The following is a 24,305-nucleotide window of genomic DNA, read 5'->3' on the forward strand; positions in this document are numbered from 1 at the left end:
CTCAAGCGTTGGAATGCCATCGCCGATGTCGTCGGGCGCAGCTGGGATGACGTGCTGCACGCGGTGGACGAGATCGTCAGCATCCCCGACGTGGACACCGCGGTCTCGGATGTCGCCGCCGCGGAACTCGCCGAACCGGCCGAAGAAGAGCCCGAAGCCACCGACGAGCCGGCGTCCGCCGTCGACGAAGCCGAGACCCCCGCGCAGGACGACGCGACGGACACCAAAACTGCCCGCGCCGCCGGCGACAGCGTGGTGCTGGGCGGCGACGAGGACTTCTGGACGAAAGTCGGCATCGACCCGATCCGGATCATGACCAGCGCGGGCACGTTCTATTCGCTGCGCTGCTACTTCGACGATCGCCCAATCTTCTTGGGGCGCAACGGGCGGATCAGTGTGTTCAGCTCGGAGCGGGCCCTGGCCCGGTACCTCGCCGACGAACACGACCACGATCTGTCCGACCTCAGCACCTACGACGACATCCGCACGGCGGCAACCGACGGCTCGTTGCGGATCGAGATCACCGACGACAACGTCTACGTGCTGACCGGGCTGGCCGACGATTTCGCACACGGGCCGGACGAGGTCGATCACGAACAGCTGGAGCTGGCCGTCGAGTTCCTGCGCGATGTCGGGGACTACTCCGAGGAAAACACCGTCGACGAGGCACTGGAGACCGACCATCCGTTGGGCCGGCTGGTGGCCTACGTGCTCGACCCCGACTCGGTGAGCGAGCCCTCGCCCCCCTACGCCAAAGCTGTCGAGGCCTACGAGGAACTCGAGCGGTTCGTGGAGTCGCGGCTAAGGCGCGAATAGCGCCGCAAGCCGGCGGCGACATCCGCGCGAGAGTCCCGGCTAAGGCGCGAATAGCGCCGCGAATAGGCCTACTCGGGGAAGTTCACGTCCTTGGTGACGGCTTTCCACTCTTCGATCGATGCCGACATGGCTGCGATCTTGTCGCGCATCGCTTTGAGTACATCGCGGCCCAGCAGTAAACGCAACGGCGGATCGTCGAGCTTGGTCACCATCAGCACCGCCTCGGCCACCTTGCGCGGGTCCCCCGGCAGATGGTCGGCGAACTGCTTGATGAGGTCCTTGCGTGCCGCCACGTCTTTGTAATCGGCGATCGGCCGGCCGGTCTCCTTCATCGACCGCGTCGCCCAGTCGGTGCGGAAGGCGCCGGGCTCGACGGCGGTCACCTTGATGCCCAGCGGCCGGACCTCGGTAGCGAGGGCCTCGGTCACCGCCTCAAGCGCGAACTTGGTCGACGAGTAGTACGCGTTCGGCGGGTTGGCCACCAGCCCGGTCATCGACGAGATGTTGACGATGTGACCGGAGCCGCGGGCCCGCATGGCCGGCAACACCGCCTTGATCATGTCGACCGAACCGAAGTAGTTGACGTCGAACAGCTTTCGGACCTCGGCGTCTTCGCCCTCCTCGACCGCGGACAGGTAGCCGTGGCCGGCGTTGTTGACCAGCACGTCGATTCCGCCGAATGCCTTCTCGGCCGCCGAAACCGCCGCAGCGATCTGGCCGGTGTCGGTCACGTCGAGCGCGACTGCCACCGCGCGGTCACCGAACTCGTCGACGAAGTCCTGCACCGCCTCGACGCCTCGCGCGGTCACCACCACGCTGTGGCCGTCCTGAAGCGCCGCGTGGGCGATCTCGCGACCGAAGCCGGTGGAGCATCCGGTGATCAACCATCGAGCCATTTCAGGCCGTCCCTTCCGGTAGGCGCCGCAGATATGCCTTACGACGGTCAGCCAGTTGACCGGCCCTCTGGTCGGCGCTCACGGCCGGCAGGTGCGGCACCTCGTCGTCGAGCCGATCCAGCTTGATCACCCGTCCGTGGGCACCGAGATCCTCACGCGGACCGGCCTTCCCGAACTCGGCCATCCGCAACGTCAAGATGCCTTCCCGCAAGCCGTCGGAGTCGATCCAATTGGCCACACCGGGATCCTGGGGCGAGATCACATAGGTGTAGCTGCCATCCTCGTTGGCGACCGACTGCACCTTGTTGAGGCTGCCGGTGCGGTCGACGAGATCGAGCGTGGTGCCCCAGATGTTGCTCAGCGGGACGGTGAAGTATTCGGCGCCACCGTCGCTGACGTCGACCACGAACGCCTCGTCCTCGGCGAGATCGAAGCGGCCCATCACATACACCTGGTTACGCATCGCGCCGACCTTGTCGGCCGACCACGCCAGGTTGAAGTGGTTGGCGGGCATCTTGTACACGCCGTGGCTGAGCTTCCCGGTGAAGTTGGCGAAGTAGTCCATCATCGCCGCGGTAGCCTCGGCCTGCTCATCGAGAGTGCGCGCAGGCGTTCCCGGTGAGCCGCCGAGCCGTTGTACCTCAAAGTGATTCGGGTCGTCGCGGCACCAATCCAGCAGCACATCGCGGATGTAGAACTCGTGCGCCGCATCGGTGGTGCGCACGTGGTTGGGGCGTCCGTTGGCGGGGTCGGCGTCAACGGTGATGGTGAAGCTGCCGTCGGAGTCCACCTGCATGGTGCGGCCGTTGAGCACGTCGACGGTGCCCATGTGCGCGTCCCAGAGCGTGAAGTAGTTCTCGGTCATGCGATGCTTACCGACCCGACCGTGAATCTCGTAGCGCTCATCGCCCGATATCGGGATCACCCGATATACGCTGTCGGGATTGTCAATGCCCCAACGTGATCCGGGGATTCGACGGCCGTCCACCGGGTGCGCCAGCCGAGTGATGCAACTGACCTTGGGCCGCAACTTGTCCTGGTTGGACGACCACACCGCCGCCGAGAACATCACCTCGGCGAACGCGTCGTCGAATCGCTCGCGCATCGCCTCGGATGCCTTGGCCCGGCCCAACCAGGTGTCGGCGACGCTCCGGTAGGCCGCTTTGACAACCGGATGCTCGATCAGGTCGAGCGCGGCTAGTTCTTGTTCGTGCTGGGCTGCCGTCGCAACCGGGTCGCCTGCCATCAGCTCTCCTTACTTCCCGACATACTGTTCAAAACGCTTGTTGTACAACGTAAACCGCTCATCAACCTGCTCTGGATGCAGCCCGTAGTCGTGCAGGGCGTAGGCCGGCCGTGCCGCTTCGCGGGGACGTTCGGCCAGCCAGCGTCGCATCGCGCTTTCTGCCTCAACCGTCAGTGGCAGGTTAATGGCGTCGTACACCCGGGCCACTTGTCCGATCGGATCGTCGACCGCATCGTCGAAGCCGATGTCGGTGAACCGGTCAGCCGCACTTCCTTTTTCGGAGTCCCACTGGTCGCGTACCACCATCGCGCGATCGTTGGTCCAGCCCATCCGTTGCAACCACTGTGCACCGACCCGCTGCCGGTCCACCCTGTCGGCGTGCATCGCGTGCAGGGTGGCGTTGAGGCTGGCACCCGAGGCGATCGTGGCGCGGGGGTCGCGGTGCAGGTGCACGATGTGCAGATCGCCGAACCGGGCCCGCAGTGCATCCAGATAGCCGAGGTGGGCAGGTGATTTGAGCACCCAGCGAGTCGCGACCTGGCCGCGCTTGCGCTTCTGCCACTGCAAAAACTGCAGCATCCGGTGGAGGTAGTCGTAGGCCGGCGTGAAGTCCTGCGCGTCGAGCCAGGACCGGTAATGCGGAAGATGAGCGCCCGATTCGGGGACATGCGACAGGAAGGCGTCGGCCAGGAAGACGATCTCCTCTTCGGCCTCCCGCGCATACATCGGGTGAATGACAAACAGGTCCGGCGCCAGTTCGCGGGACTTGGCTTCGCGCACTTCACTGACCGCGATACGGGGGTCGATGCCGGTGAACTGGTGGTCGAGCCGGGGCGCGGCTTCGACCACCTCCCAGCCGTAGGCACAGTTGAACCGGGGGTCGGCGGCCAGCAGTCGCTGCAACAGCGTGGTACCGCTGCGCATCATCCCGACAACGATCGTGGGCGCGGCGATGGGCTCTTCGAGAATCTCCGGGTGCCGGCGAATCCATTCCTGAGCGCGCAGCCGCATGCGCAGGCTGTGCACGATGCCGGAGCGCAGGATGTGCACCCCGACAACGTTCAGGTCTGCCCGCGCGTAGTCATCCAGCAGCACACCCAACGGACGTTCGAAGTACCCAGGTCCCCAGTCGGTCAGTGATTCCTTGCGCTGCGCGGCGGCCAGCAGGGCGGCCAAGTCGAATGGACCCGCCTCGTCGTCGGGAGCTGCCACGCGATCAGAACTTCAGGTGCTGGGTGACGTCGCCGAGCTGGTCGACGAACATGATGCGACTGTCGAACCACCAGACCCCGTCCAGCCGGCGGAAGGTGTCCTTGTAGTGCCCGGTCACGATGACCTGCAAGGGCAAATCCGGCGTGGCCTGCGTGACGCAGTAGTACGACCTGCTGGACGCGGTGCCCTCGGCGTCGTCGACCCAGAGCTGCACATTGCTGGTGTTGTGTCTGGTCTTCGGGGTGCCGTCCGCATAGATCCGGGTGGCCATCTCATACATCCGCCGCACTCCGGCGGCGCCCTCGAACACCGTCTCCGGTGGGCCGTTTTCGACTCCGCAGATACGCCCGTGAGCGAACAGCCCGGCCACCGCGTCCAAGTCGCCGCCGTCGAGAAGCTCGGCGTAGCGGTAGATCAGGTTGGTGATTTCCCGCTCGCTGTCACTCATATTGCTAGGCGCCCATCTCGAATCACCCTGAAATCCTGGCAGAACCGCCCCGGGTCTCCGTCGTTTTGGGTCGAATCGGAAGGTACGTTTCCCCCCATGGGTGAACTGGACAACACCGTCGCCGTCATCACCGGCGCGGCGCGCGGACAAGGGCGCAGCCACGCCGTCGCTCTAGCCGAGCGGGGCGCCGACATCATCGCGGTCGATATCTGCGCCGACATCGATGCGATCCCCTACCCGCTGGGCACCAAGTCCGATCTCGACGAAACCGTGCGGTTGGTGCAAGACACCGGCCGCAGGGCAGTGCCCGTCGTCGCCGATGTCCGCGACCTCGCAGCGCTGGAGGCCGGGGTGCAGGCCGGCATCGACGACCTCGGCGACGTCGACATCGTCATCGCCAACGCCGGAGTGGTGGCGATCGGCGATTTGGCGACGCGCGCCGAACCGGTGTTCACCACGATCGTCGACACCAACCTCAAGGGCGTGTGGCACACGATGCTGGCGACGGTGCCGTCCATCATCCGCAAGGGACGCGGCGGGGCGGTCGTCCTGGTCAGCTCGTCGCAAGGCTTGATCGGTCGCGGCGGTGACGGCAGCGCCGCGATGTTCGCCTACGTCGCGTCCAAGCACGGCGTAGTGGGCATGATGCGATCAGCCGCCAATGCTTATGCGCCACACAAGATTCGGGTCAACTCGGTCAACCCCAGTGGTGTTGCGACACCGATGATCATCAACGACTTCGTGATCAACGGGATGACCGCGAATCCCAATCCGGCTGTCTCACAGACTCTGCTGCCCGACGTGCCACTGGTCGAGGCGCAAGACGTAACCGAAGCGGTGCTGTGGCTGGTCAGCCCGCGTGCCCGCTACGTCACGGGCATAGCCGTGCCGGTCGACGCCGGCCACGTCGTGATGTAGCGGCGTCTCAGCCGACCAGCACCGCGTAGCGCGGCTTGATCACCTCGTCGATGATCGCCAGCCGTTCATCGAACGGTATGAACGCGGACTTCATCGCGTTGACCGTGAATCGCAGGAGGTCACTCCACCCGTAGCCGAAAGCATCGACGAGAAGGGCCATCTCACGAGTCATCGTGGTGTCGCTCATCAACCGGTTGTCGGTGTTGACCGTGACCCGGAATCGGGCGCGGGCCAGCAGATCAAACGGGTGCTCGGCGATGCCGGCGACAGCGCCGGTCTGCACGTTGGAGCTTGGACACATCTCGAGGGGAATCCGTTTGTCCCGCAGGATCGATGCGAGTCGGCCGAGACGTACTTCGCCATCCCCGGCGACGTCGATGTCGTCGACGATGCGCACGCCGTGACCCAGCCGATCGGCGCCGCAGAACGCGATGGCTTCCTGGATCGACGGCAGACCGAATGCCTCACCGGCATGAATAGTGAAGCGGGCGTTGTTGTTTCGCATGTACTCGAAGGCGTCCAGGTGACGGGTCGGGGGGTAGCCGGCCTCCGCGCCGGCGATGTCGAACCCGACTACTCCTTTGTCGCGGAACCGGATCGCCAGCTCGGCGATCTCACGCGACACCGCGGCGTGCCGCATCGCGGTGACCAGGCACCGCACCACGATCGGACGCCCCGCCGCAGCGGCCGCCCTCTCACCGTCGACGAAACCGGCGAGCACCGCATCGACGACGGCGTCGAACGACAACCCGCGATTGATGTGCAATTCGGGGGCGAACCGCACCTCGGCGTAAACCACCGAATCGGCGGCCAGGTCTTCCACGCATTCCAAGGCCACCCGGTGCAGGGCCTCCGGAGTCTGCATCACCGCGACGGTGTGCGAAAACGGTTCGAGGTAACGCTCCAACGAGCCACTGTGTGACGCAGTGCGAAACCACAGTGCCAGCTCGTCGACGTCGGTGGCGGGCAATCCGTCATAGCCGATCTGGCCGGCGATGTCGATCACGGTCGCCGGGCGCAGACCGCCATCGAGATGATCGTGCAGCAACGCCTTCGGCGCTCGCGTGATGGTCTCCGGGCTTGGTGGCGTCGTCATCAGCTGATCCGATCGATGATCAGTGGCCGCCGGACCGGTGGCATGTCGGCGACTTTGAAGCCGGCGTCCAACTCGGCCATCGCATGCGGAAAACGTTCCGGGGTATCGGTGTAGAGCGTGAACAGCGGCTCACCGGTCGCCACCGCGCTGCCGGGGCGCCGGTGGATCTGGATTCCGGCGCCGGGCTGGACCTTTTCGCCCGGACGGGACCTACCCGCTCCGAGCCGCCACACCGCCAGCCCCACTGCCATTGCGTCGATATCGCCCATTGTGCCGCTTTCGGAGGCGTTGACGGTTTCGGAGTACTTACCAACCGGCAACGGAACGGCCAAGTCCCCGCCCTGAGCGGCGATCAGCGCACGGAATCGGTCCATCGCGGTCCCGTCCCGCAAGGTCTGCTCCGGATCCCGCCGGTCGATCCCGGCGATCTCCAGCATCTCGCGCGCCAGTTCCACGGTCAGCTCCACCACATCGGGCGGCCCGCCGCCGGCCAACACCTCCAGCGATTCGGCGACCTCAAGCGCGTTGCCGACCGCCGCGCCCAGGGGACGATTCATGTCGGTCAGCACCGCACGCGTCGGCACACCATGTTCTGCGCCCAGCGCGATCAGCGTCTCGGCCAGCTCACGACTGCGCGATTCCGACCGCATAAACGCACCGGAGCCGACCTTGACGTCGAGCACCAACGCGCCCGCTCCCTCGGCGATCTTCTTGCTCATCACCGAACTCGCGATCAACGGCAGGGATTCGACGGTGGCTGTGATATCGCGCAGCGCATAGAGTTTCGCGTCGGCCGGCGCCAGCTGACCGGCCGCGAAGATCGCCGCCCCGACATCGCAAAGCTGTTGCCTTACTTGCGCATTGGTTAGCACCGCGGTGAAACCGGCGATCGACTCCAGCTTGTCCAGGGTGCCGCCGGTGTGCCCTAGCCCGCGGCCCGAGGCCTGCGGCACCGCGCCTCCGCACGCGGCGATCACCGACACCAGCGGCAGCGTGATCTTGTCGCCCACCCCTCCGGTGGAATGCTTGTCGACGGTCCGCAGTGGACTGCCATCGCGTCGCAGGTCGGTGAAGTCCATCCGCTCACCCGAGGCCACCATGGCGGCCGTCCAGCGTGCGGTCTCGCCATAGTCCATGCCGCGCAGGAACACCGCCATCAGCAGCGCCGACATCTGCTCGTCGGCGATGCGCCCGTGCGTGTAGGCGTCGATGACCCAGTCGATCGCGGCGTCCGACAGCCGGCCCCCGTCGCGTTTGGTTTTGATCACCGTCGGCGCATCGACGGGGTTCACCCGCGGCCCCGGTGGTAAGCAGCGAGATCCTCGGGACCGAACGCGTCGGGCAGCAGGTCAGCCAGGCGCCGCGGCGCGTCCCGGTGGTCGATGAGTAATTCCGGTCCGCCGTGCTCCAACAGCACCTGACGGCACCGGCCGCATGGCATCAGTAGCGTGCCGGCGCCGTCGACGCAGACCAGTGCCACCAGACCGCCGCCGCCGGTCGAATGCAGGGCGCACACCACCGCGCATTCGGCGCAGAGACCCAGGCCATATGAGACATTCTCCACATTGCAGCCGGTGATTATCCGACCATCGTCGACCAACGCGGCGGCGCCCACCGGGAACTTCGAATACGGCGCATAAGCCCCACGGGCTGCTTGGATTGCCTTGTCCCGCAGAACTTTCCAGTCAATTGAGTCAGCCACGGTCCCCGTACCACACATGATCGCACTGCATTCGCCTACCCCACTCACTGTCGGCTAATTCACAAGGCCAGCCTAGATTCTGCGCGCATAAAAGCGTCGCCGGAACCCGAAGCAGTTGATTCGGCCGCAAGAATGGACCTAAACGGCCCCAGGAATGGGGCTAAATTGAGTTGCCCACTGCAGTGACCGAAGTGCGCAGCGGGTCGCCACAGGAATTGGAGGCGCAGATGACAACGACGACATCCGCGAATCCGGCTACGCCGGAGGGATCATCGCGCTTACGGCGGCTGCGCCGCACCCTCTACCGCGGCGATCCTGGCATGTGGTCGTGGGTGCTGCATCGCATCACCGGGGCGACCGTCTTCTTCTTCTTGTTCATCCACGTGTTGGACACCGCGCTGGTCCGGATCAGCCCGCAGGCTTACGACGAAGTCATCTCGACGTACAAGACACCGATCGTGGGCTTGATGGAACTGGGGCTGGTGGCCGCAGTGCTTTACCACGCGCTCAACGGCATCCGTGTCATCCTGATCGACTTCTGGGCCCAGGGCCCGCGATACCAGCGGCTGATGTTGTGGTCGATCGGCATCGTCTGGCTGCTGGTGATGGTTCCGGCGGGAGTCGTCGTGGCAATTCACCTGATCGGACACTTCCGATGAGCTCCGGCGACCTGCAACTCGGTCGCGGACAACTCGCCCCGGTCCGGCAACGCAGCCACGACCGCCCGGCAAGCCTGGACAACCCGCGCTCCCCCCGGCGACGGTCCGGCATGCCGAACTTCGAGAAGTACGCCTGGTTGTTCATGCGGTTCTCCGGCATCGTGCTGGTGTTCCTGGCGCTCGGGCACTTGTTCGTGATGCTGATGTGGCAGGACGGCGTCTATCGCATCGACTTCAACTACGTTGCGCAGCGCTGGCACTCGCCGTTCTGGCAGACCTGGGATCTGTTGCTGCTCTGGCTGGCACAACTGCACGGCGGCAACGGCCTTCGCACGATCATCGACGACTACAGCCGCAAGGATTCCACCCGCTTCTGGCTGAATAGCTTGCTGGCATTGTCGATGGCCTTCACGTTGGTGCTGGGGACCTATGTGCTGCTGACGTTCGACGCGAACATTTCTTGATTCAAGGAGGCTCACCCGATTTGATCAGCGAACACCGTTACGACGTGGTGATCGTCGGCGCAGGCGGGGCCGGGATGCGGGCGGCCGTGGAGGCCGGACCCCGGGTTCGCACAGCGGTTCTGACGAAGCTGTACCCGACCCGCAGCCACACCGGCGCCGCCCAGGGCGGCATGTGCGCGGCGCTGGCCAATGTCGAGGACGACAACTGGGAATGGCACACCTTCGACACGGTCAAGGGGGGCGACTACCTCGCCGACCAGGACGCGGTGGAGGTGATGTGCAAGGAAGCCATCGACGCGGTGCTCGACCTGGAAAAGATGGGGATGCCGTTCAACCGGACCCCGGAGGGCCGCATCGACCAGCGCCGCTTCGGCGGGCACACCCGTGACCACGGCAAGGCCCCGGTGCGCCGGTCCTGCTACGCCGCCGACCGCACCGGCCACATGATCTTGCAGACGCTGTACCAGAACTGCGTCAAGCACGACGTCGAGTTCTTCAACGAGTTCTACGCCCTGGACCTCGCGCTCACCGAGACCCCCAACGGCCCCGTCGCCACCGGGGTGATCGCTTACGAACTGGCCACCGGCCACATCCATATCTTCCATGCCAAAGCCGTCGTGATCGCCACCGGCGGCTCAGGCCGGATGTACAAGACCACATCCAACGCGCACACGTTGACCGGCGACGGTATCGGCATCGTGTTCCGCAAGGGACTCCCGTTGGAGGACATGGAATTTCACCAATTCCATCCGACCGGCCTGGCCGGCCTGGGCATCTTGATCTCGGAAGCCGTGCGTGGCGAGGGCGGTCGGCTGCTCAACGGCGAAGGCGAGCGCTTCATGGAGCGTTATGCGCCGACGATCGTCGACCTCGCGCCCCGCGACATCGTCGCCCGCTCGATGGTCCGCGAAGTGCTGGAGGGTCGCGGCGCCGGCCCGCACAAGGACTACGTCTACATCGACGTACGTCATCTCGGTGCCGATGTGCTGGCCGCCAAGCTGCCCGACATCACCGAGTTCGCCCGCACCTATCTGGGTGTGGACCCGGTCAAAGAACTGGTTCCGGTCTACCCGACATGTCACTACGTGATGGGCGGCATTCCGACCACCATCACCGGCCAGGTGCTGCGCGACAACACCAACACCGTTGCGGGTCTGTACGCGGCCGGCGAATGCGCATGTGTGTCGGTGCACGGCGCCAACCGGCTGGGCACCAATTCGTTGTTGGACATCAACGTCTTTGGTCGCCGGGCCGGCATCGCAGCAGCCAACTACGCCAAAGGCCACGAGTTCGCCGACATGCCGCCGAACCCGGCGGCGATGGTGGTCGGCTGGGTCGGCGACATCTTGTCCGAGCAAGGCAACGAGCGGGTGGCCGACATTCGCGGCGCGCTGCAGCAGACGATGGACAACAACGCCGCGGTGTTCCGCACCGAGGAGACGCTCAAGCAGGCGCTGACCGACATCCACGCGCTGAAGGAAAGGTATTCCCGAATCTCGGTGCACGACAAGGGAAAGCGGTTCAACAGCGATTTGCTGGAGGCGATCGAGCTGGGTTTCCTGTTGGAGCTGGCCGAGGTCACCGTCGTCGGCGCGTTGAACCGCAAGGAATCTCGCGGCGGGCACGCCCGGGAGGACTATCCCAACCGCGACGACGTCAACTACATGCGGCACACCATGGCCTATAAGGAAATTGGGGCCGATAAGCAGAGCACCGATCTGCTCAGCGACATTCGGCTGGATTTCAAGCCCGTGGTGCAGACCCGTTACGAACCCAAGGAGCGGAAGTACTGATGACGGGGCCCAAAAATGAAGTGAGTCAGGACGCCCCCGCCGGCGACCCGCCGTTGCCCCCGATAGCCGAGGGCTCGGTGATGGTGACGCTGCGGATCGCCCGGTTCAATCCGGAAAACCCGGACCAGTACGCAGATTCCGGCGGCTGGCAGAGCTTCCGGGTGCCGTGCCTGCCCACCGACCGGCTGCTGAATCTGCTGATCTACATCAAGAGCTATCTGGACGGCACACTGACTTTCCGGCGGTCCTGCGCGCACGGTGTGTGCGGCTCGGACGCGATGCGGATCAACGGGGTCAACCGGCTGGCCTGCAAGGTGCTGATGCGCGATCTGCTGCCCGGCAAGCCTCGCAAGAATTTGACCATCACGATCGAGCCGATCCGCGGGCTGCCGGTGGAGAAGGACTTGATCGTGGACATGGAGCCGTTCTTCGACGCCTATCGGGCGGTCAAGCCGTACCTGATCACCAGCGGCAATCCTCCGACGCGGGAACGGATCCAAAGCCAGACCGACCGCGCACGCTACGACGACACCACCAAGTGCATCCTGTGCGCCGCGTGCACCACCAGCTGCCCGGTGTTCTGGAACGAGGGCAGTTACTTCGGCCCGGCGGCCATCGTCAACGCGCATCGCTTCATCTTCGACAGCCGTGACGAGGCCGCCGCCGAGCGGCTCGACATTCTCAACGAGGTCGACGGTGTGTGGCGCTGTCGCACCACGTTCAACTGCACCGACGCCTGCCCGCGGGGCATCGAGGTGACCAAGGCGATCCAAGAGGTCAAGCGCGCGTTGATGTTCACCCGGTGAGGACCGTGGTCCACTCAGCGGACCACATGGTTGCCAACCCAGCGGTACGGATGCCGAATGGAACAGCACCGTAATCGGACCTCGGGATGTACGGCATGGTAGTCACGCAGCCAAGCCCTCGTCCGGTGCTGCCCGCGCCCCGGGTGGTGGTTCGCGCGGCGCAACCCGATGATCACGTTGCCGACCTGGTGTTCGGCGCCGCGCCCCAGGCATACACCGCGGTCGCCGGCTCGGAGTCGCGCGCGCGTGCAGCCATCGAGCAGTTGTGGCGAATGCCGGGTCACTCGGCCAGTTTCGAGCATGCCCTGGTCGCCGAGCTGGACGGACGACTCGCCGGGGTCCTGATCGGATTTCCGGCGAGCAACCGCTATCGGCTTCATCTGGCTCTGCTGCGCAAGGGCTTTCGGTTCGTCAGCGCGCGCCGCAGGCCGCTGTTGCTGGCCGCGTTGCCGCACCTGATCGCCGCCACCCCGCGACCGCCGCGCCGAGCCTACTACGTCGGAACGATCGCGATCGCCCGCTTTGCCCGCCGGCGCGATGTCGCATCCACGCTCGGCTATCACGCCGAGCGGCTCGCGCAGCAACTCGGGTTCCCGGTAATCGTCGCGCACACCGGATCACGTCACGGCCCTGCCCGGCGGGCTTTGGAGCGCTACGGCTTACGGGCCATCAAGGACCGTTCGTGGGGCTATGTTCTGTACGCGAAAAATGTTGGCGTACAAGAGTTGAAGACGTGAACATCCTGTTGTTGGCGGGACTGATCGTCGCTGCCGACCGTGCGACAAAGGAGATCGCCGTTCGTCAGCTTGCTGTTGGCCGTCATGACTACCGATTCGTGCGAGTGGTTCTCACGCAGCGTCCGCTGCTGGGTCCGCGCGCCTCACTGAGGGCACTGATCGTGCTGTGGGTCGCGGCGATCGGCTGCATGGTCGCCGCGTTGCTGTGTGCACCGGCGTTACGACAGAACACCCTGGTGATGGCCGGCATCGCGGCCGCGCTGGCCGGCGCGCTCGGCAATCTGGGCGACCGGATAATCCGCGGTGCCGTGGTGGATTTCGTTGCTATTGGCCGGTGGCCGGTCTTCAACCTCGCCGATGTCGCGATTGTTGCGGGAGCGGCTGTTGCCGGAGTATCTCTCATTCCCATCGTGCGCGGGTGGTAGTCGAATGAGAAGGGTTCTGTTTCACGTTCGCGGAGTGGCCATCTGGAGCTACCCGGCGATGCTGTACGTGGGGCTGGTGTGCGGCTTCTACGTGATGTACGCGATTGCACCAAGGTTGGGTATGCATCGCGAACCGGCGAGCATCGCGACGTTGATCATGTTCGTGCCGGCGATTGTCGGTTCGCGTATCTGGTTCGTGCTGGACCACTGGTCGACCTACCGACATGATGTGCGACGCATCTGGCGACACTCCGATGGCGGTATGACGCTGTACGGCGGGCTCGTTCTGGCACTGGTTCTTTCACCGGTGATCCTCGGGCCCTTCGGGTTGAGGTTCGCGGCGTTTTGGGACGGTGCGGCGTTCACGATGCTGGTCGGGATGATCTTCACCAGGGTCGGCTGCCTGCTCAACGGTTGCTGCTCGGGGCGGCGCAGCGAAGGCCAGCTCGGGCTGTGGTTGCCGGACCACGCGGGTCGCTGGGAGCGGCGGTATCCGGTGCAACTGCTCGAGCTTGGCGCTGCGCTGATCTTGCTGGCCGGATCGGCGGCGCTGCTGGTAGCCGGCACGCCGCGCGGGACGATCTTCGCGTTCGCGCTCGCCGGATACGCCGTCACCCGCCTCGCCATCGACCCGTTGCGGGAGCGACCGACGGACAGCGCTGCCGGGCGCCCAATCGCCTTGGCGACGTTCCTCGCCTGCTGCGTGCTGGCTTCCGGCCTGGGCTGGCTTGTCACCAGATGATGCCGCGCGGCCTGGGATGCTGAGCGGGTGTATCTAGGCGTCATCGTCAATCCGTTCGCGGACAAGAACCGGGGTGCCTCGGGTCAGCACTGCGCGCGCCTGCGTCGTCTCGTCGGTCCGTGGGGCGAGGTGCACGAGTCCGAGTCCGTCCGCGACCTGCCCGGCATCCTCGAGCGACTGCTCCCACGGGCCAGCCATCTCGTCAGTGACGGCGGCGACGGGGCACTGCACTGGCTGATCAACGAGCTGCTGGCCCAGCAGAGCGATCCGCGACAGTGGCCATCATTGGTACCCACCAACGGCGGCTCTATCGACTTCGTCGCCCGCAAGGCTCGGGTGCGCGGCCGCGCCGACACGATTCTGCAGATCCTCGGCGCAGCCGCGCGGGCCGACCGACGACCGCCGGAAGTCCGACTGGACACCCTTGACCTCGACGGCGAAACAGGCTGTGGCACAAAGTTTCATCGAATTGGCTTCGCGCTGGCGGCCGGCGGTGTCGGCAACCGGTTCTTCAACGAGTACGACGCGCGAGCCACTCCCGGCCGCCTGACCATCGCCCGCGTGATCGGCCGGGCAGTCGCTGACTATGCCGCATCCCGACTATCGACCGGACCACGATCGACCGTCCACTTGTTCACCCCAACACATGCACGCGTGGTCATCGACGGACATGAGGTGCCCACCCGGACGCACAACGCGCTGCATGCGGGCGCCTTCGACGTGAATCTTGGTGGAATTCTTCGGGTTTTCCCGCTTGCGCGAGAATCCGGTGCTCTGCACTTTCAGGCCGGCGCGATACCCCCCGCCCACATGATTGCCAACCTTCCGGGATTGGTCGCCGGCCGCGCAATCCGCTCAGTTCGGCTGCGTGATGTCAGTGGCCGGGAAATGGTGATTGAAGCCGAACGGCAACCGCTGTCGCCGATCATCGACGGCGAGCGGTTCACCGATATCAACCGGCTCGTCGTCCGCGCCGGACCGCAAATTCGCGTCGCAGTGCCGGAATCGCTTAATTATCAATGGCTTTGAACGTATAGGTGTTGCTCCAGATCCGGCCGCATCTGCCGTCCGGATCGGGCCGATGGTCGGTGGCCGCGATCCTCAGCATCCCGGTCACCGCGGTTGCGGGCAGGTCAGCGTAGAGGTGACCGTTGCAGTCCGAGGTGTAGGTCACGTAGTCGCTGACGCTGTCCCCGGGGCGAGTGATGCTGACCGTCACTTCGTGGTCGGGCAGAAAGTCGGCGCCGAGCACGACGCCGACCCGCGTGACAGTGATCGCGGGCGCTGCGGGCGACTCCCCCGGCACGGGTTTGCCGGCTGCGGCAGCGGCCATGATTCCTCCGAAGCACGTTCGTCGCAGATCACCGACCCGCGAAAGGCTTCTCGCATCGCATACCCGGCTGCCGTCACGTGACAAGAGGTCGGTCCGGCTATCGGACCGCGGCGCTCAACCCCGGCTTTACTGCGCTGCCCCCGCCAGGGCGTTGCCGACTCGGCGCGCTGTGTGCGACACCAAGTCGGACAGGTGCGCAGGCAGCGCCTGCGATAGCACCAGGACGGTGACGGCTCCGGCGCACGTTCCATCTGGCCACCACACCGGCGCGGACACGCAGCAGATCCCCGGAAAGGCGTCCTGGCGGTCGGCGACCGTCGCACCGAGCTCGCGAACTGACGCACGCAACCGACGCCATTCCCGCTGCGTCCAGCAGTCAGGCAGCCCAACGTCGCCGTCGACCTGCGCTGCGTACAAGATCCGACCGGTGGCGGTCCGGGCGATCGATTCGCGGCCCGCCGGGTCGGATATGTAGGCCTGGCCCCGAGCCGCCGTCGCGCAGATCAAACGGAGGCGCTCTTCATGCAGGATCCGCAGCGAGGCCATCGCGCCGGCCTGTACTGACAAATTGTGCACTGGTCCCTGCGCAGCTCGGCGCAACAGCGGATCAGGTTGCCACCGTTGCCCGATGCGCCCGATCAGCGCCCCGACGTAGTAACGATGCTCGACACACTGCACCGCTCCGAGCGCCACCAGTTGTTCGGCGAGCCGATACGTCGACGTCTTCGCCAACCCGCTCGCGCGAGCCAAGGCGGTCAGGCCCAATCCGTCGTCCGCGTGAGCGAGCGCGTCAAGCACAGCGAACGCGCCGACAAGCACACCGCGGCCCCGACACGTGTCGGGCACAGGTGTTATCGACGATCGTTGAGCGTGAGCTGCCATGTCGACATTCATGTCGCCTCGCTGTGAAAGCCCCCGCTTCCGGCCCCTGGAGCGGTTTCTTCGCTCGCGTGAATTTTATACGGCGGCGAACCCGAAAATGTGGCGTACTTGCAATACGAATACAAGTCCTGATTCTCACGCCGCGCGTCACAATTTCTGCGGCTGTGCCGTCTGACTGACATGACACAGAAAACCCGCATCGAACCGTTGCCGCCTAAACGGGCCAACTGGCTGATCCGCGCGATGTACCGCTACGCGAAGCGGCGCTTCGGAGAAGTCCCCGAGCCCTTTGCCGTCATCGCGCATCACCCGCGGCTGCTGGTCGCCAACGCCGTGCACGAGACCATGCTGCAATCGGGCTCCCGCCGGCTGCCCGCCAACGTCCGCGAGTTGGCGGTGTTCTGGACAGCGCGCACCATCGGCTGCTCGTGGTGCGTCGACTTCGGATCGATGCTGCAGCGGCTCGACGGACTGGACATCGAGCGCCTCAAGGATGTCGATAACTACGCCACGTCACAACATTTCACCCAGGATGAGCGAGCTGCGATCGCCTTTGCCGATGCGATGACCACCGATCCGCACAGCGTCACCGATGAGCAGGTGGCCGACCTGCGGACTCGTTTCGGCGACAGCGGTGTGATCGAGCTGACCTATCAGATAGGCACTGAAAACATGCGCGCGCGAATGAACACTGCGCTGGGCATCACCGAGCAGGGCTTCAATTCCGGTGATGCATGCCGCGTTCCGTGGGCTGTGCCCGCAACGGAGAGCCGGTGAACTTGTCGGGATTGGCGATATCCCACAGGGCGCAGACCTTTCCGTCGCGCACCGTCATCGCCGTGATTCGCGGCAGCATTTCCCGGTACCCGTCGCTGGCCGGCAGGCCGGCCGTGTAGATGCCGAGTTCACCGTTGACAAGACTCAACTCGTAGGCGGTGAACATCGACGGGCCGTAGCGTTGGGCAAGTCCAAGCATGAACCGGACGACCTTGTCTGGCCCGCGAACGACCTGAACTGCCGTGGGCGCCTTGCCATCCGAATCGCCGGTGAATATCACGTCGGGATGCAACAGCGCCACTACGGCATCTAGATCGCCTTGGGCCATCGCGGCCATCAGCTTGCCGACCACCTCGTTGTGCGACGGATCGGGTTCCGGTGGCGGTGCTGCGGCGACGGCCTTGCGGGCCCGCGAGGCCAACTGTCGGGCGGCCGCCTCGTTGGTCCCGAGGACCTGTGCCACTTCGGCGAACGGCACCGCGAATCCGTCGTGCAGCACGAACGCGACTCGCTGATCGGGCGAAAGACGTTCCAGCACCACCATCGCCGCGAACCTGGCATCTTCTCGTGCCACCACGGCGGACAGTGGGTCGGCGTCGTCGAACCCGGTTACCACCGGCTCGGGTAGCCAGTTGCCGGTGTAGGTTTCCCGCCGGTGTGCGGCCGAGCGCAACCGGTCCAGCCCGAGCCGGCTCACCACGGTGGTCAGCCAGGCCCGAAGGTCGGCGATCGGCCCGCGGGCACCGGCCGAATTCCAGCGCAGCCAGGCTTCCTGAACGATGTCCTCGGCATCGGCCACGGTGCCGGTCAGCCGGTAGGCGACCGACATGAGATGCGGCCGCAACACTTCGAATTCGGTGACCTGCTCGGCAGAGGTCATAGGGTCAGCGTAGCCCGGCGACGGCGAGCGCCGGAACGGCCCGAGGGACGAGTCGGGCCATCGAACCGAGCGCTAGGCTCACCAACACCATGCTCGACAACCTCTGGCTGCACTTTGCCCGGCACGGGCCGGATATCACCCCGCCGATCATCACCCGCGGCGACGGCGTGACGATTTTCGACGACAGCGGCAGAAGCTATCTCGACGGGCTCTCCGGACTTTTCGTGGTACAGGTCGGACACGGCCGTGCTGAGCTGGCCGAAGCCGCCGCCCGGCAGGCGAGCACGCTCGCCTACTTCCCGCTGTGGGGATACGCCACACCCCCCGCGATGGAACTGGCCGACCGGATCGCGGGGTACGCGCCCGGCGACCTGAATCGGGTGTTCTTTACCAGCGGCGGCGGCGAGGCCGTCGACTCGGCATGGAAGCTGGCCAAGCAGTATTTCAAGCTGACCGGCAAACCCGGTAAGTACAAAGCGATTTCACGTGCCATCGCCTATCACGGCACCCCGCAGGGCGCGCTGGCGATCACTGGCCTGCCGGCGTACAAAACACCGTTCGAACCGCTCACCCCCGGCGGCTTCCGAGTACCGAACACCAATTTCTACCGCGCCCCTGAGTTGTTGCGGTCCGACGTCAAGGCTTTCGGGCAATGGGCCGCCGACCGGATCGCCGAGGCGATCGAATTCGAAGGACCCGACACCGTCGCAGCGGTATTCCTCGAGCCGGTGCAGAACGCGGGCGGCTCCATCCCACCGCCGCCGGGTTACTTCGAGCGGGTCCGGGAGATCTGCGACCACTACGACGTGCTGTTGGTGTCCGACGAGGTGATCTGTGCCTGGGGCCGAATCGGCTCAATGTTCGCCTGCACCGATTTCGGCTACCAGCCCGACATCATCGCCTGCGCCAAGGGCCTGACGTCGGGGTACTCGCCGATCGGCGCAATGATCGCGAGCGACCGGCTGTTCGAGCCATTCAACGACGGCACGACGATGTTTCCGCACGGCTACACCTTCGGCGGTCACCCGGTGTCGGCAGCCGTCGCGCTGGCCAACCTCGACATCTTCGAGCGCGAGGGCCTCAACGCAGCGGTGCAACGGCAGGCGCCGGCACTGCGGGCCGCCCTGGAGCGGCTCTACGACCTGCCGATCGTCGGCGATGTCCGAGGCGAGGGCTACTTCTACTCGATTGAACTGGTCAAGGACCAGGCGACCAGGGAAACCTTCACCCGCGAGGAGACCGCAAAACTGTTGCCGCACATCGCCGCAGCGCTGTACACGGCCGGCCTCTACACCCGCACCGATGACCGCGGCGACCCGGCGATCGTCATCGCACCGCCCCTGATCAGCGGACCAGCCGAGTTCGACGCCATCGAATCCATCCTGCGCCAAGTCCTGACGGGGGCGTTATGAGCAAGCCTCCTATCGACCCGATCCGGTGGCAGCCACCGCCGTCGCAGCCGTTACCGGCACCCGACTTCACCGCGGCCCTGCACGTGGTCACCGTGCCAGGCAGCGCCCCGGAAGACGTCGTCGCCGATGCCGACGGCAACATCTGGACCGGCGTCGAGGATGGCCGCATTGTCCGGATCAGCCCCGACGGCGGTTCCGTCCACGTGGTCGCCGACACCGGCGGACGCCCGTTGGGCCTGGCCGTCGCCCGCGACGGCCGCCTGCTGATCTGCGACAGCCACCGCGGCCTGCTGCGGTACGACCCGGGCACCGGCGAAATCGAGACACTGGTCGCCGAGATTGACGGCCGCCCGCTGACGTTCTGCTCGAATGTCGTCGAATCATCAGACGGCACAATATTTTTCACTGAATCGACCAGCCGCTTCTACTACGAGTACTACAAGGGCTCGATCATCGAGGGGCGGCCGAGCGGGTCGCTGTTCCGGCTGGATACCGATGGGACGGTCAGCGAGTTGGCCGGCGGGCTGTACTTCGCCAACGGCGTGACGCTGACTCACGACGAGTCGGCGGTGGTGTTCGCCGAGAGCTCTGGATGCCGGGTGTCGAAGTACTGGCTGACCGGAGATCGCGCGGGCAGCATCACCCCGTTGGTCACCGCCCTTCCCGGCTACCCCGACAACATCTCCACCGGCCTCGACGGCCGGATCTGGGTCGCGCTGGTCTCGGACCGCAACGCGCTCAACGAGTGGCTGGGCCCGCGCAACCCGATCATCCGCAGCCTGATGTGGCGGCTGCTGCCGTACCACTGGCTGCCCAATCCCAAGTCGACGGTGTGGGTTGTCGCGTTCGATCCCGACGACGGGCGGGTGGTGACCCAACTTCGGACCCAGCATCCGGACTTCGGCCTGGCCACCGGCGTGGTGGAGACACCGGGACAGCTGTGGCTGGGACGTATCGCCGGGCCCGGGATCTGTTACCTAGATTTGCAACATCCGTAACACCAGTCACAGCGCGGCTCCCCGGAATCGGGCCGCTGATCGCCTACTCTGCACAGCAATGTTTCTCTCAGGACCCGCCTTCCGCCGCGCGTCATGCCTGGCAGCGGCCGGTTTCATGCTGAGCACGCCCGCGCTGCTCGGCATGCCCGCCGCGTTCGCCGAGCCCGCCGTCGTGCACGACCTGTGCCCGTTCAAGGTCGCGACCCCGCCCGCGGTGGACTCCTCGGAAGTCCCGCAGGCCGGCGACCCGCCGTTGCCGCTTCCGGTGCCGCCCTCCCCGATCGGCGGTAACTCTTTGGGCGGCTGCGGCGTGGTCACCGCGGCCGGCACTCCGCCGGTGCCAAACGACGTCTCAGCGGATGCCTGGGTGGTGGCCGACCTGGACAGCGGCGCCATCATCGCCGCCCGCGACCCACACGGTCGGCACCGCCCGGCCAGTGTCATCAAAGTGCTCGTCGCAATGGCGTCGTTGCGTGAGCTCAACCTCAACAAGACCGTCGACGGCACTCCTGAGGATGCCGCCGCGGAGGGCACCCGGGTCGGCGTTGCCCCGGGTGGCACCTACACCGTCAACCAGTTGCTGCACGGGCTGCTGATGCATTCCGGCAACGACGCCGCACACTCGCTGGCGATGCAACTGGGCGGCATGCCGACGGCGCTGGACAAGATCAACGCGCTGGCCGCCAAACTCGGCGGCCGCGACACCCGCGCCGCAACGCCGTCGGGGCTCGATGGACCCGGCATGAGCACATCCGCGTACGACATCGGGTTGTTCTACCGATATGCCTGGGAGAACTCAACTTTCGCCAACATCGTGCACACGCAGAAGTTCGACTTTCCCGGACACGCGGACAGCCCGAACTACGAGCTGGAAAACGACAACCAGCTGCTCTACCACTACCCCGGCGCGCTCGGCGGCAAGACCGGCTACACCGACGACGCCGGACAGACGTTCGTCGGTGCCGCGAACCGGGACGGGCGCCGACTGATGGCGGTGTTACTGCACGGCACCCGTCAGCCGATCGCACCGTGGCAGCAGGCCGCCCATTTGCTTGATTACGGTTTCGCGACCGCGCCCGGAACCCGGGTGGGCACGCTGATCGAACCGGACCCGTCGCTGACGGCGCCGGGCCCCAACGCGAGCGGCGACAGCGCCGCCGGGCCCGCCACCAATGCCGCAGCGCTGATACCCGGCGCGGACGCTCTGCCGGTTAGGGTCGGTGTCGCGGTCATCGGTACGGTCGTCGTGTTCGGCTTGATTATGGTGGCTCGCTCGATGAACCGACGGCCGCAGCACTAGGCGGCGACCACGGACCGGGCGGCTACCCGGAGGGGAGCTTGTGAGCCGCGTCGGCGAGTCACTGCGAACGCGACGGCGATTGCTGATCGGCATCACCGCGGCGAGCCTTGGGATCGTTTGCGGCTACGACTTGTCCAACATCGCGGGCGCGCTGCTGTTCATCACCAACGATTTCAATCTGACCGTCCGCAAGCAGGAGCTGCTCACCACGATCGTAGTGATCGGCCAGATTTGCGGGGCACTGAGCGGCGGCTTCCTGGCCAACGCGATCGGACGTAAGCGCTCGATGATGCTGGTCGCGGGTGGCTACGCGGTGTTCTCGCTACTGGGTGCCGCGGCGGTGTCGATGCCGTGGCTGATGACGGCGCGGATGTTGCTCGGCATGACGATCGGGTTGTCGGCGACCGTGACCCCGGTGTTCATCGCCGAATCGGCCCCGGCGCGACTGCGCGGTTCGTTGCTGGTCACCTATCAGGTCGCGACGATTCTAGGGATCATCGGCGGCTACCTTTCCGCATTTGCGCTGGCCGATTCTGGGAGCTGGCGGTGGATGCTCGGGCTGGCCGCGGTACCGGCGCTGCTGGTCCTGCCGCTGCTGGCGTCCACGCCCGACACCGCGCGGTGGTATCTGTTCAAGAACCGCGTCGACGATGCCCGCCGCTCGCTGCTGCGGATCGAACCCGATCGCGACGTCGAGCAGGAACTCGCCGAGATCGCCGAGGCCATGCGTGAAGAACGGGGCGGATCGATCCTCGAGATGCTGCGCCTGCCGTACCTTCGGGCCACCTTATTCGTCGTCGGACTCGGCTTCTTCGCCGAGCTGAGCGGCATCAACGGGATCATCTACTACAGCCCGCTGTTGTTCCAGGCTATGGGTTTTCAGGGCAACTTCTCTTTGCTCGTGCTGCCTGCGTTGGTCCAGTTGGCTTCGCTCGTCGCGGTGTTGACCTCGCTGGTGCTCGTCGACCGGGTCGGGCGGCGGCCCATCCTGCTGTGCGGCATTGCGACGATGATCCTCGGCGACGGGGTGCTGATCGCCGTGTTCGCCGCGAAGTCCGATGCGGTCTCGGGCTTCGGCTACGCCGGGCTGTTGATGTTCACCATGGGATTCACCTTCGGCTTCGGCGCCCTGGTCTGGGTCTACGCCGGCGAGAGTTTCCCCGCGCACCTGCGCTCGCTGGGCGCCAGCGCGATGCTGACCGCGAACCTGACCGCCAACGCGCTGATCGAGTCCGTCTTTCTGACCATGCTGAACAACCTCGGCGGCGCGGGGATGTTCACCGTCTTCGCAGTATTGGCGAGCGTGGGGTTCATCATGGTCTACCGGTTCGCCCCGGAAACAAAAGGACGGCAGCTCGAAGACATCCGCCACTTCTGGGAGAACAACGGCCGCTGGCCTGACCAAACTCCTCCGGACGAAAGTTCCAGTGTGCCAACGGATGTACCGGCATGCCGCTGATCGGCGCGGGTACGGTCGTACTCGAGCAGGGTATCGAGAGGCCAGGCTGGGTAGAAACGTCGGGCGCCCGGATCGTCGGCCGCGGCGCGGGCGCGCCTCCTCGTCAACCCGACATCGACCTACCCGACGCGGTGATCGTGCCCGGTTTTGTCGACATACACGTCCACGGTGGCGGCGGCGCGACATACACCAACGGTGACGCCTCAGAGATTCAGCGCGCGGCGGCCTTTCACCTCGGGCACGGCACCACCACCACGCTGGCCAGCCTGGTCACCGCGTCGCCGGCCGATCTCCTTGCGGCCGTGCGGGTGCTGGCCGAATCGACCCGCGAGGGCGTCGTCGCAGGCATTCACCTGGAGGGGCCGTGGCTGAGCGCGGTGCACTGCGGTGCACACGACCACACCCAGCTCCGCGACCCGACGCCGGCTGAGATCGACACGCTGCTGGCAGCCGGCGGCGGCGCAATCCGAATGGTCACACTGGCACCCGAGCGCCCCGGCAGCCAGGACGCGATTACCCGTTTGGTCGACGCTGGAGTGGTTGTGGCCCTTGGGCATACGGATTCCGGTTACGAGCAGACCCGCCGCGCCATCGACCTCGGCGCGACGATCGGCACCCACCTGTTCAACGCGATGCGGGCGTTTCACCATCGTGAGCCGGGACCCGCTCTGGCATTGTTAGAGGATGCCCGGGTAACCGTCGAGCTGATCGCGGACGGCGTCCACGTCCATCCCGCGGTGCTGACCGCGACGATCGAGGCCACCGGATCCGACCGGGTCGCGTTAGTCACCGACGCCACGGCGGCGTCCGGAGTCGGCGATGGCGAATTTCAGCTCGGCACAGTATCGGTCGAGGTTGTCGACCGGGTGGCACGGGTGCGGGGCACCTCGACCATCGCGGGCAGCACCGCGACCATGGATCAGCTCTTCGGTACGGTGACCGGCCTCGGCGCCGACCGGGACGCCGGCCTGGTCGCAGCGGTGCGGATGACGTCGACAACCCCGGCCCGCGCGCTCGGTCTCGATGGCGTCGGCGGCCTGCGCGTCGGCGCTGCCGCCAATCTCGTTGTGCTGGAATCGGATTACCAGATCAAAGATGTGATGGCCAATGGCAGTTGGGTGACCGCCCGATAACATTTGCTACCGTCGGGTGGGTCAGCAACTGACACCGGAGAGGCGCACCGTACCCGGCCAGCGACGAGACGGCGCGGAAGAGGTGCGCAATGGCCTGGCTGGTGTTGGTGGCGTCCGGAGTTCTCGAAGCGGTGTGGGCGACCGCGATGGACAGATCGGACGGATTTTCCC

General features: G+C 65.8%; 24 protein-coding genes, 3 pseudogenes and 1 riboswitch. Of the genes and pseudogenes, 17 read left to right on the plus strand and 10 right to left on the minus strand.

The annotated features are described in order from the left end of the window. Nucleotides 1-816, plus strand: a pseudogene (locus WAO18_RS00005) (primosomal protein); the annotation flags it as partial. 68 nt (nt 817-884) lie between these two features. On the opposite strand, the gene WAO18_RS00010 reads toward WAO18_RS00005, so the two are convergent. From WAO18_RS00010 to WAO18_RS00025, 4 genes are read right to left on the minus strand one after another with little or no spacing between them, the layout of a single operon-like run. Beyond that, a complete protein-coding gene (locus WAO18_RS00010; RefSeq protein WP_422202822.1) occupies nt 885-1,712 on the minus strand; it encodes an oxidoreductase in 828 nt (275 codons plus the stop codon). A gap of 1 nt (nt 1,713) precedes the next feature. After that, on the minus strand, nt 1,714-2,958 hold the full coding sequence (locus WAO18_RS00015; RefSeq protein ID WP_422202824.1) for a hypothetical protein: 1,245 nt from the start codon (nt 2,956-2,958) through the stop codon (nt 1,714-1,716). A gap of 9 nt (nt 2,959-2,967) precedes the next feature. Beyond that, complete coding sequence (locus WAO18_RS00020) at nt 2,968-4,170, minus strand: sulfotransferase family protein (RefSeq protein WP_422202826.1); 1,203 nt, start codon at nt 4,168-4,170, stop codon at nt 2,968-2,970. Between the two features lie 4 nt (nt 4,171-4,174). Beyond that, nucleotides 4,175-4,618: a nuclear transport factor 2 family protein gene (locus WAO18_RS00025; RefSeq protein WP_422202827.1), complete on the minus strand. Its 444-nt coding sequence runs from the start codon at nt 4,616-4,618 to the stop codon at nt 4,175-4,177. A gap of 96 nt (nt 4,619-4,714) precedes the next feature. On the opposite strand from WAO18_RS00025, the gene WAO18_RS00030 reads away from it, so the two are divergent. After that, complete coding sequence (locus WAO18_RS00030; protein WP_422202829.1) at nt 4,715-5,536, plus strand: mycofactocin-coupled SDR family oxidoreductase; 822 nt, start codon at nt 4,715-4,717, stop codon at nt 5,534-5,536. A 7-nt stretch (nt 5,537-5,543) separates the two neighbouring features. Here WAO18_RS00030 and WAO18_RS00035 read toward each other — a convergent pair whose 3' ends face one another. Genes WAO18_RS00035 through WAO18_RS00045 form a run of 3 tightly spaced genes read right to left on the minus strand, consistent with a single transcriptional unit; the run spans nt 5,544 to nt 8,334 of the window. Further along, on the minus strand, nt 5,544-6,632 hold the full coding sequence (locus WAO18_RS00035; RefSeq protein WP_422202831.1) for an adenosine deaminase: 1,089 nt from the start codon (nt 6,630-6,632) through the stop codon (nt 5,544-5,546). Continuing rightward, nucleotides 6,632-7,924, minus strand: coding sequence for a thymidine phosphorylase (locus WAO18_RS00040; protein ID WP_422202833.1), 1,293 nt, complete (start codon nt 7,922-7,924; stop codon nt 6,632-6,634). The genes WAO18_RS00035 and WAO18_RS00040 overlap by 1 nt, the downstream gene beginning before the upstream one ends. Further along, nucleotides 7,921-8,334, minus strand: coding sequence for a cytidine deaminase (locus tag WAO18_RS00045; protein WP_422202835.1), 414 nt, complete (start codon nt 8,332-8,334; stop codon nt 7,921-7,923). The genes WAO18_RS00040 and WAO18_RS00045 overlap by 4 nt, the downstream gene beginning before the upstream one ends. Before the next feature lie 320 nt (nt 8,335-8,654). Between WAO18_RS00045 and sdhC the strand changes: the two genes are divergently transcribed. From sdhC to WAO18_RS00085, 8 genes are all read left to right on the plus strand, one after another. Next, entirely contained in the window at nt 8,655-8,993 is a 339-nt protein-coding gene (gene sdhC / locus WAO18_RS00050) for a succinate dehydrogenase, cytochrome b556 subunit (protein ID WP_422202860.1), read from the plus strand. Continuing rightward, nucleotides 8,990-9,457, plus strand: a complete 468-nt coding sequence (locus tag WAO18_RS00055; protein WP_422202836.1) for a succinate dehydrogenase hydrophobic membrane anchor subunit — start codon at nt 8,990-8,992, stop codon at nt 9,455-9,457. The genes sdhC and WAO18_RS00055 overlap by 4 nt, the downstream gene beginning before the upstream one ends. 20 nt (nt 9,458-9,477) lie before the next feature. Continuing rightward, nucleotides 9,478-11,250 carry a succinate dehydrogenase flavoprotein subunit gene (gene sdhA / locus WAO18_RS00060; RefSeq protein WP_422202838.1) on the plus strand — a complete coding sequence of 591 codons (1,773 nt, stop codon included), beginning with the start codon at nt 9,478-9,480 and terminating at the stop codon, nt 11,248-11,250. After that, nucleotides 11,250-12,056 carry a succinate dehydrogenase iron-sulfur subunit gene (locus WAO18_RS00065; protein ID WP_422202840.1) on the plus strand — a complete coding sequence of 269 codons (807 nt, stop codon included), beginning with the start codon at nt 11,250-11,252 and terminating at the stop codon, nt 12,054-12,056. Before sdhA ends, WAO18_RS00065 begins: the two co-directional genes overlap by 1 nt. Before the next feature lie 95 nt (nt 12,057-12,151). Next, nucleotides 12,152-12,793 carry a GNAT family N-acetyltransferase gene (locus tag WAO18_RS00070; protein ID WP_422202842.1) on the plus strand — a complete coding sequence of 214 codons (642 nt, stop codon included), beginning with the start codon at nt 12,152-12,154 and terminating at the stop codon, nt 12,791-12,793. Further along, nucleotides 12,790-13,218, plus strand: coding sequence for a signal peptidase II (locus tag WAO18_RS00075; protein WP_422202844.1), 429 nt, complete (start codon nt 12,790-12,792; stop codon nt 13,216-13,218). The genes WAO18_RS00070 and WAO18_RS00075 overlap by 4 nt, the downstream gene beginning before the upstream one ends. A 4-nt stretch (nt 13,219-13,222) precedes the next feature. Further along, a complete protein-coding gene (locus tag WAO18_RS00080) occupies nt 13,223-13,960 on the plus strand; it encodes a prolipoprotein diacylglyceryl transferase (RefSeq protein WP_422202846.1) in 738 nt (245 codons plus the stop codon). A 27-nt stretch (nt 13,961-13,987) separates the two neighbouring features. Next, nucleotides 13,988-14,989: a diacylglycerol/lipid kinase family protein gene (locus tag WAO18_RS00085; RefSeq protein ID WP_422202848.1), complete on the plus strand. Its 1,002-nt coding sequence runs from the start codon at nt 13,988-13,990 to the stop codon at nt 14,987-14,989. Here WAO18_RS00085 and WAO18_RS00090 read toward each other — a convergent pair. Next, a complete protein-coding gene (locus WAO18_RS00090; protein WP_422202849.1) occupies nt 14,970-15,293 on the minus strand; it encodes a hypothetical protein in 324 nt (107 codons plus the stop codon). The two genes, WAO18_RS00085 and WAO18_RS00090, sit on opposite strands and share 20 nt — an antisense overlap. 126 nt (nt 15,294-15,419) lie before the next feature. Then, a complete protein-coding gene (locus WAO18_RS00095; RefSeq protein ID WP_422202851.1) occupies nt 15,420-16,139 on the minus strand; it encodes a helix-turn-helix domain-containing protein in 720 nt (239 codons plus the stop codon). 204 nt (nt 16,140-16,343) lie between these two features. On the opposite strand from WAO18_RS00095, the pseudogene WAO18_RS00100 reads away from it, so the two are divergent. Then, nucleotides 16,344-16,952, plus strand: a pseudogene (locus WAO18_RS00100) (carboxymuconolactone decarboxylase family protein); the annotation flags it as partial. Here WAO18_RS00100 and WAO18_RS00105 read toward each other — a convergent pair. Beyond that, nucleotides 16,894-17,832 carry a sigma-70 family RNA polymerase sigma factor gene (locus WAO18_RS00105; RefSeq protein ID WP_422202852.1) on the minus strand — a complete coding sequence of 313 codons (939 nt, stop codon included), beginning with the start codon at nt 17,830-17,832 and terminating at the stop codon, nt 16,894-16,896. The pseudogene WAO18_RS00100 and the gene WAO18_RS00105 sit on opposite strands and share 59 nt — an antisense overlap. Nucleotides 17,833-17,891: 59 nt before the next feature. Between WAO18_RS00105 and WAO18_RS00110 the strand changes: the two genes are divergently transcribed. The 6 genes and pseudogenes from WAO18_RS00110 to WAO18_RS00135 all read left to right on the plus strand — a co-directional run. Further along, entirely contained in the window at nt 17,892-19,244 is a 1,353-nt protein-coding gene (locus tag WAO18_RS00110) for an aspartate aminotransferase family protein (RefSeq protein WP_422202862.1), read from the plus strand. Next, on the plus strand, nt 19,241-20,242 hold the full coding sequence (locus tag WAO18_RS00115) for an SMP-30/gluconolactonase/LRE family protein (protein ID WP_422202853.1): 1,002 nt from the start codon (nt 19,241-19,243) through the stop codon (nt 20,240-20,242). Before WAO18_RS00110 ends, WAO18_RS00115 begins: the two co-directional genes overlap by 4 nt. A 58-nt stretch (nt 20,243-20,300) precedes the next feature. Next, entirely contained in the window at nt 20,301-21,542 is a 1,242-nt protein-coding gene (locus WAO18_RS00120; protein WP_422202855.1) for a D-alanyl-D-alanine carboxypeptidase family protein, read from the plus strand. 40 nt (nt 21,543-21,582) lie between these two features. Next, nucleotides 21,583-23,001: a sugar porter family MFS transporter gene (locus WAO18_RS00125; RefSeq protein ID WP_422202857.1), complete on the plus strand. Its 1,419-nt coding sequence runs from the start codon at nt 21,583-21,585 to the stop codon at nt 22,999-23,001. Then, on the plus strand, nt 22,992-24,134 hold the full coding sequence (nagA, locus tag WAO18_RS00130; RefSeq protein WP_422202858.1) for an N-acetylglucosamine-6-phosphate deacetylase: 1,143 nt from the start codon (nt 22,992-22,994) through the stop codon (nt 24,132-24,134). The genes WAO18_RS00125 and nagA overlap by 10 nt, the downstream gene beginning before the upstream one ends. Before the next feature lie 15 nt (nt 24,135-24,149). Next, nucleotides 24,150-24,212: riboswitch (guanidine-III (ykkC-III) riboswitch) on the plus strand. Nucleotides 24,213-24,223: 11 nt separating this feature from the next. Next, nucleotides 24,224-24,305, plus strand: a pseudogene (locus WAO18_RS00135) (QacE family quaternary ammonium compound efflux SMR transporter); the annotation flags it as partial.

The sequence above is a fragment of the Mycobacterium sp. genome (genome assembly GCF_049278535.1).
Classification (GTDB): domain Bacteria; phylum Actinomycetota; class Actinomycetes; order Mycobacteriales; family Mycobacteriaceae; genus Mycobacterium.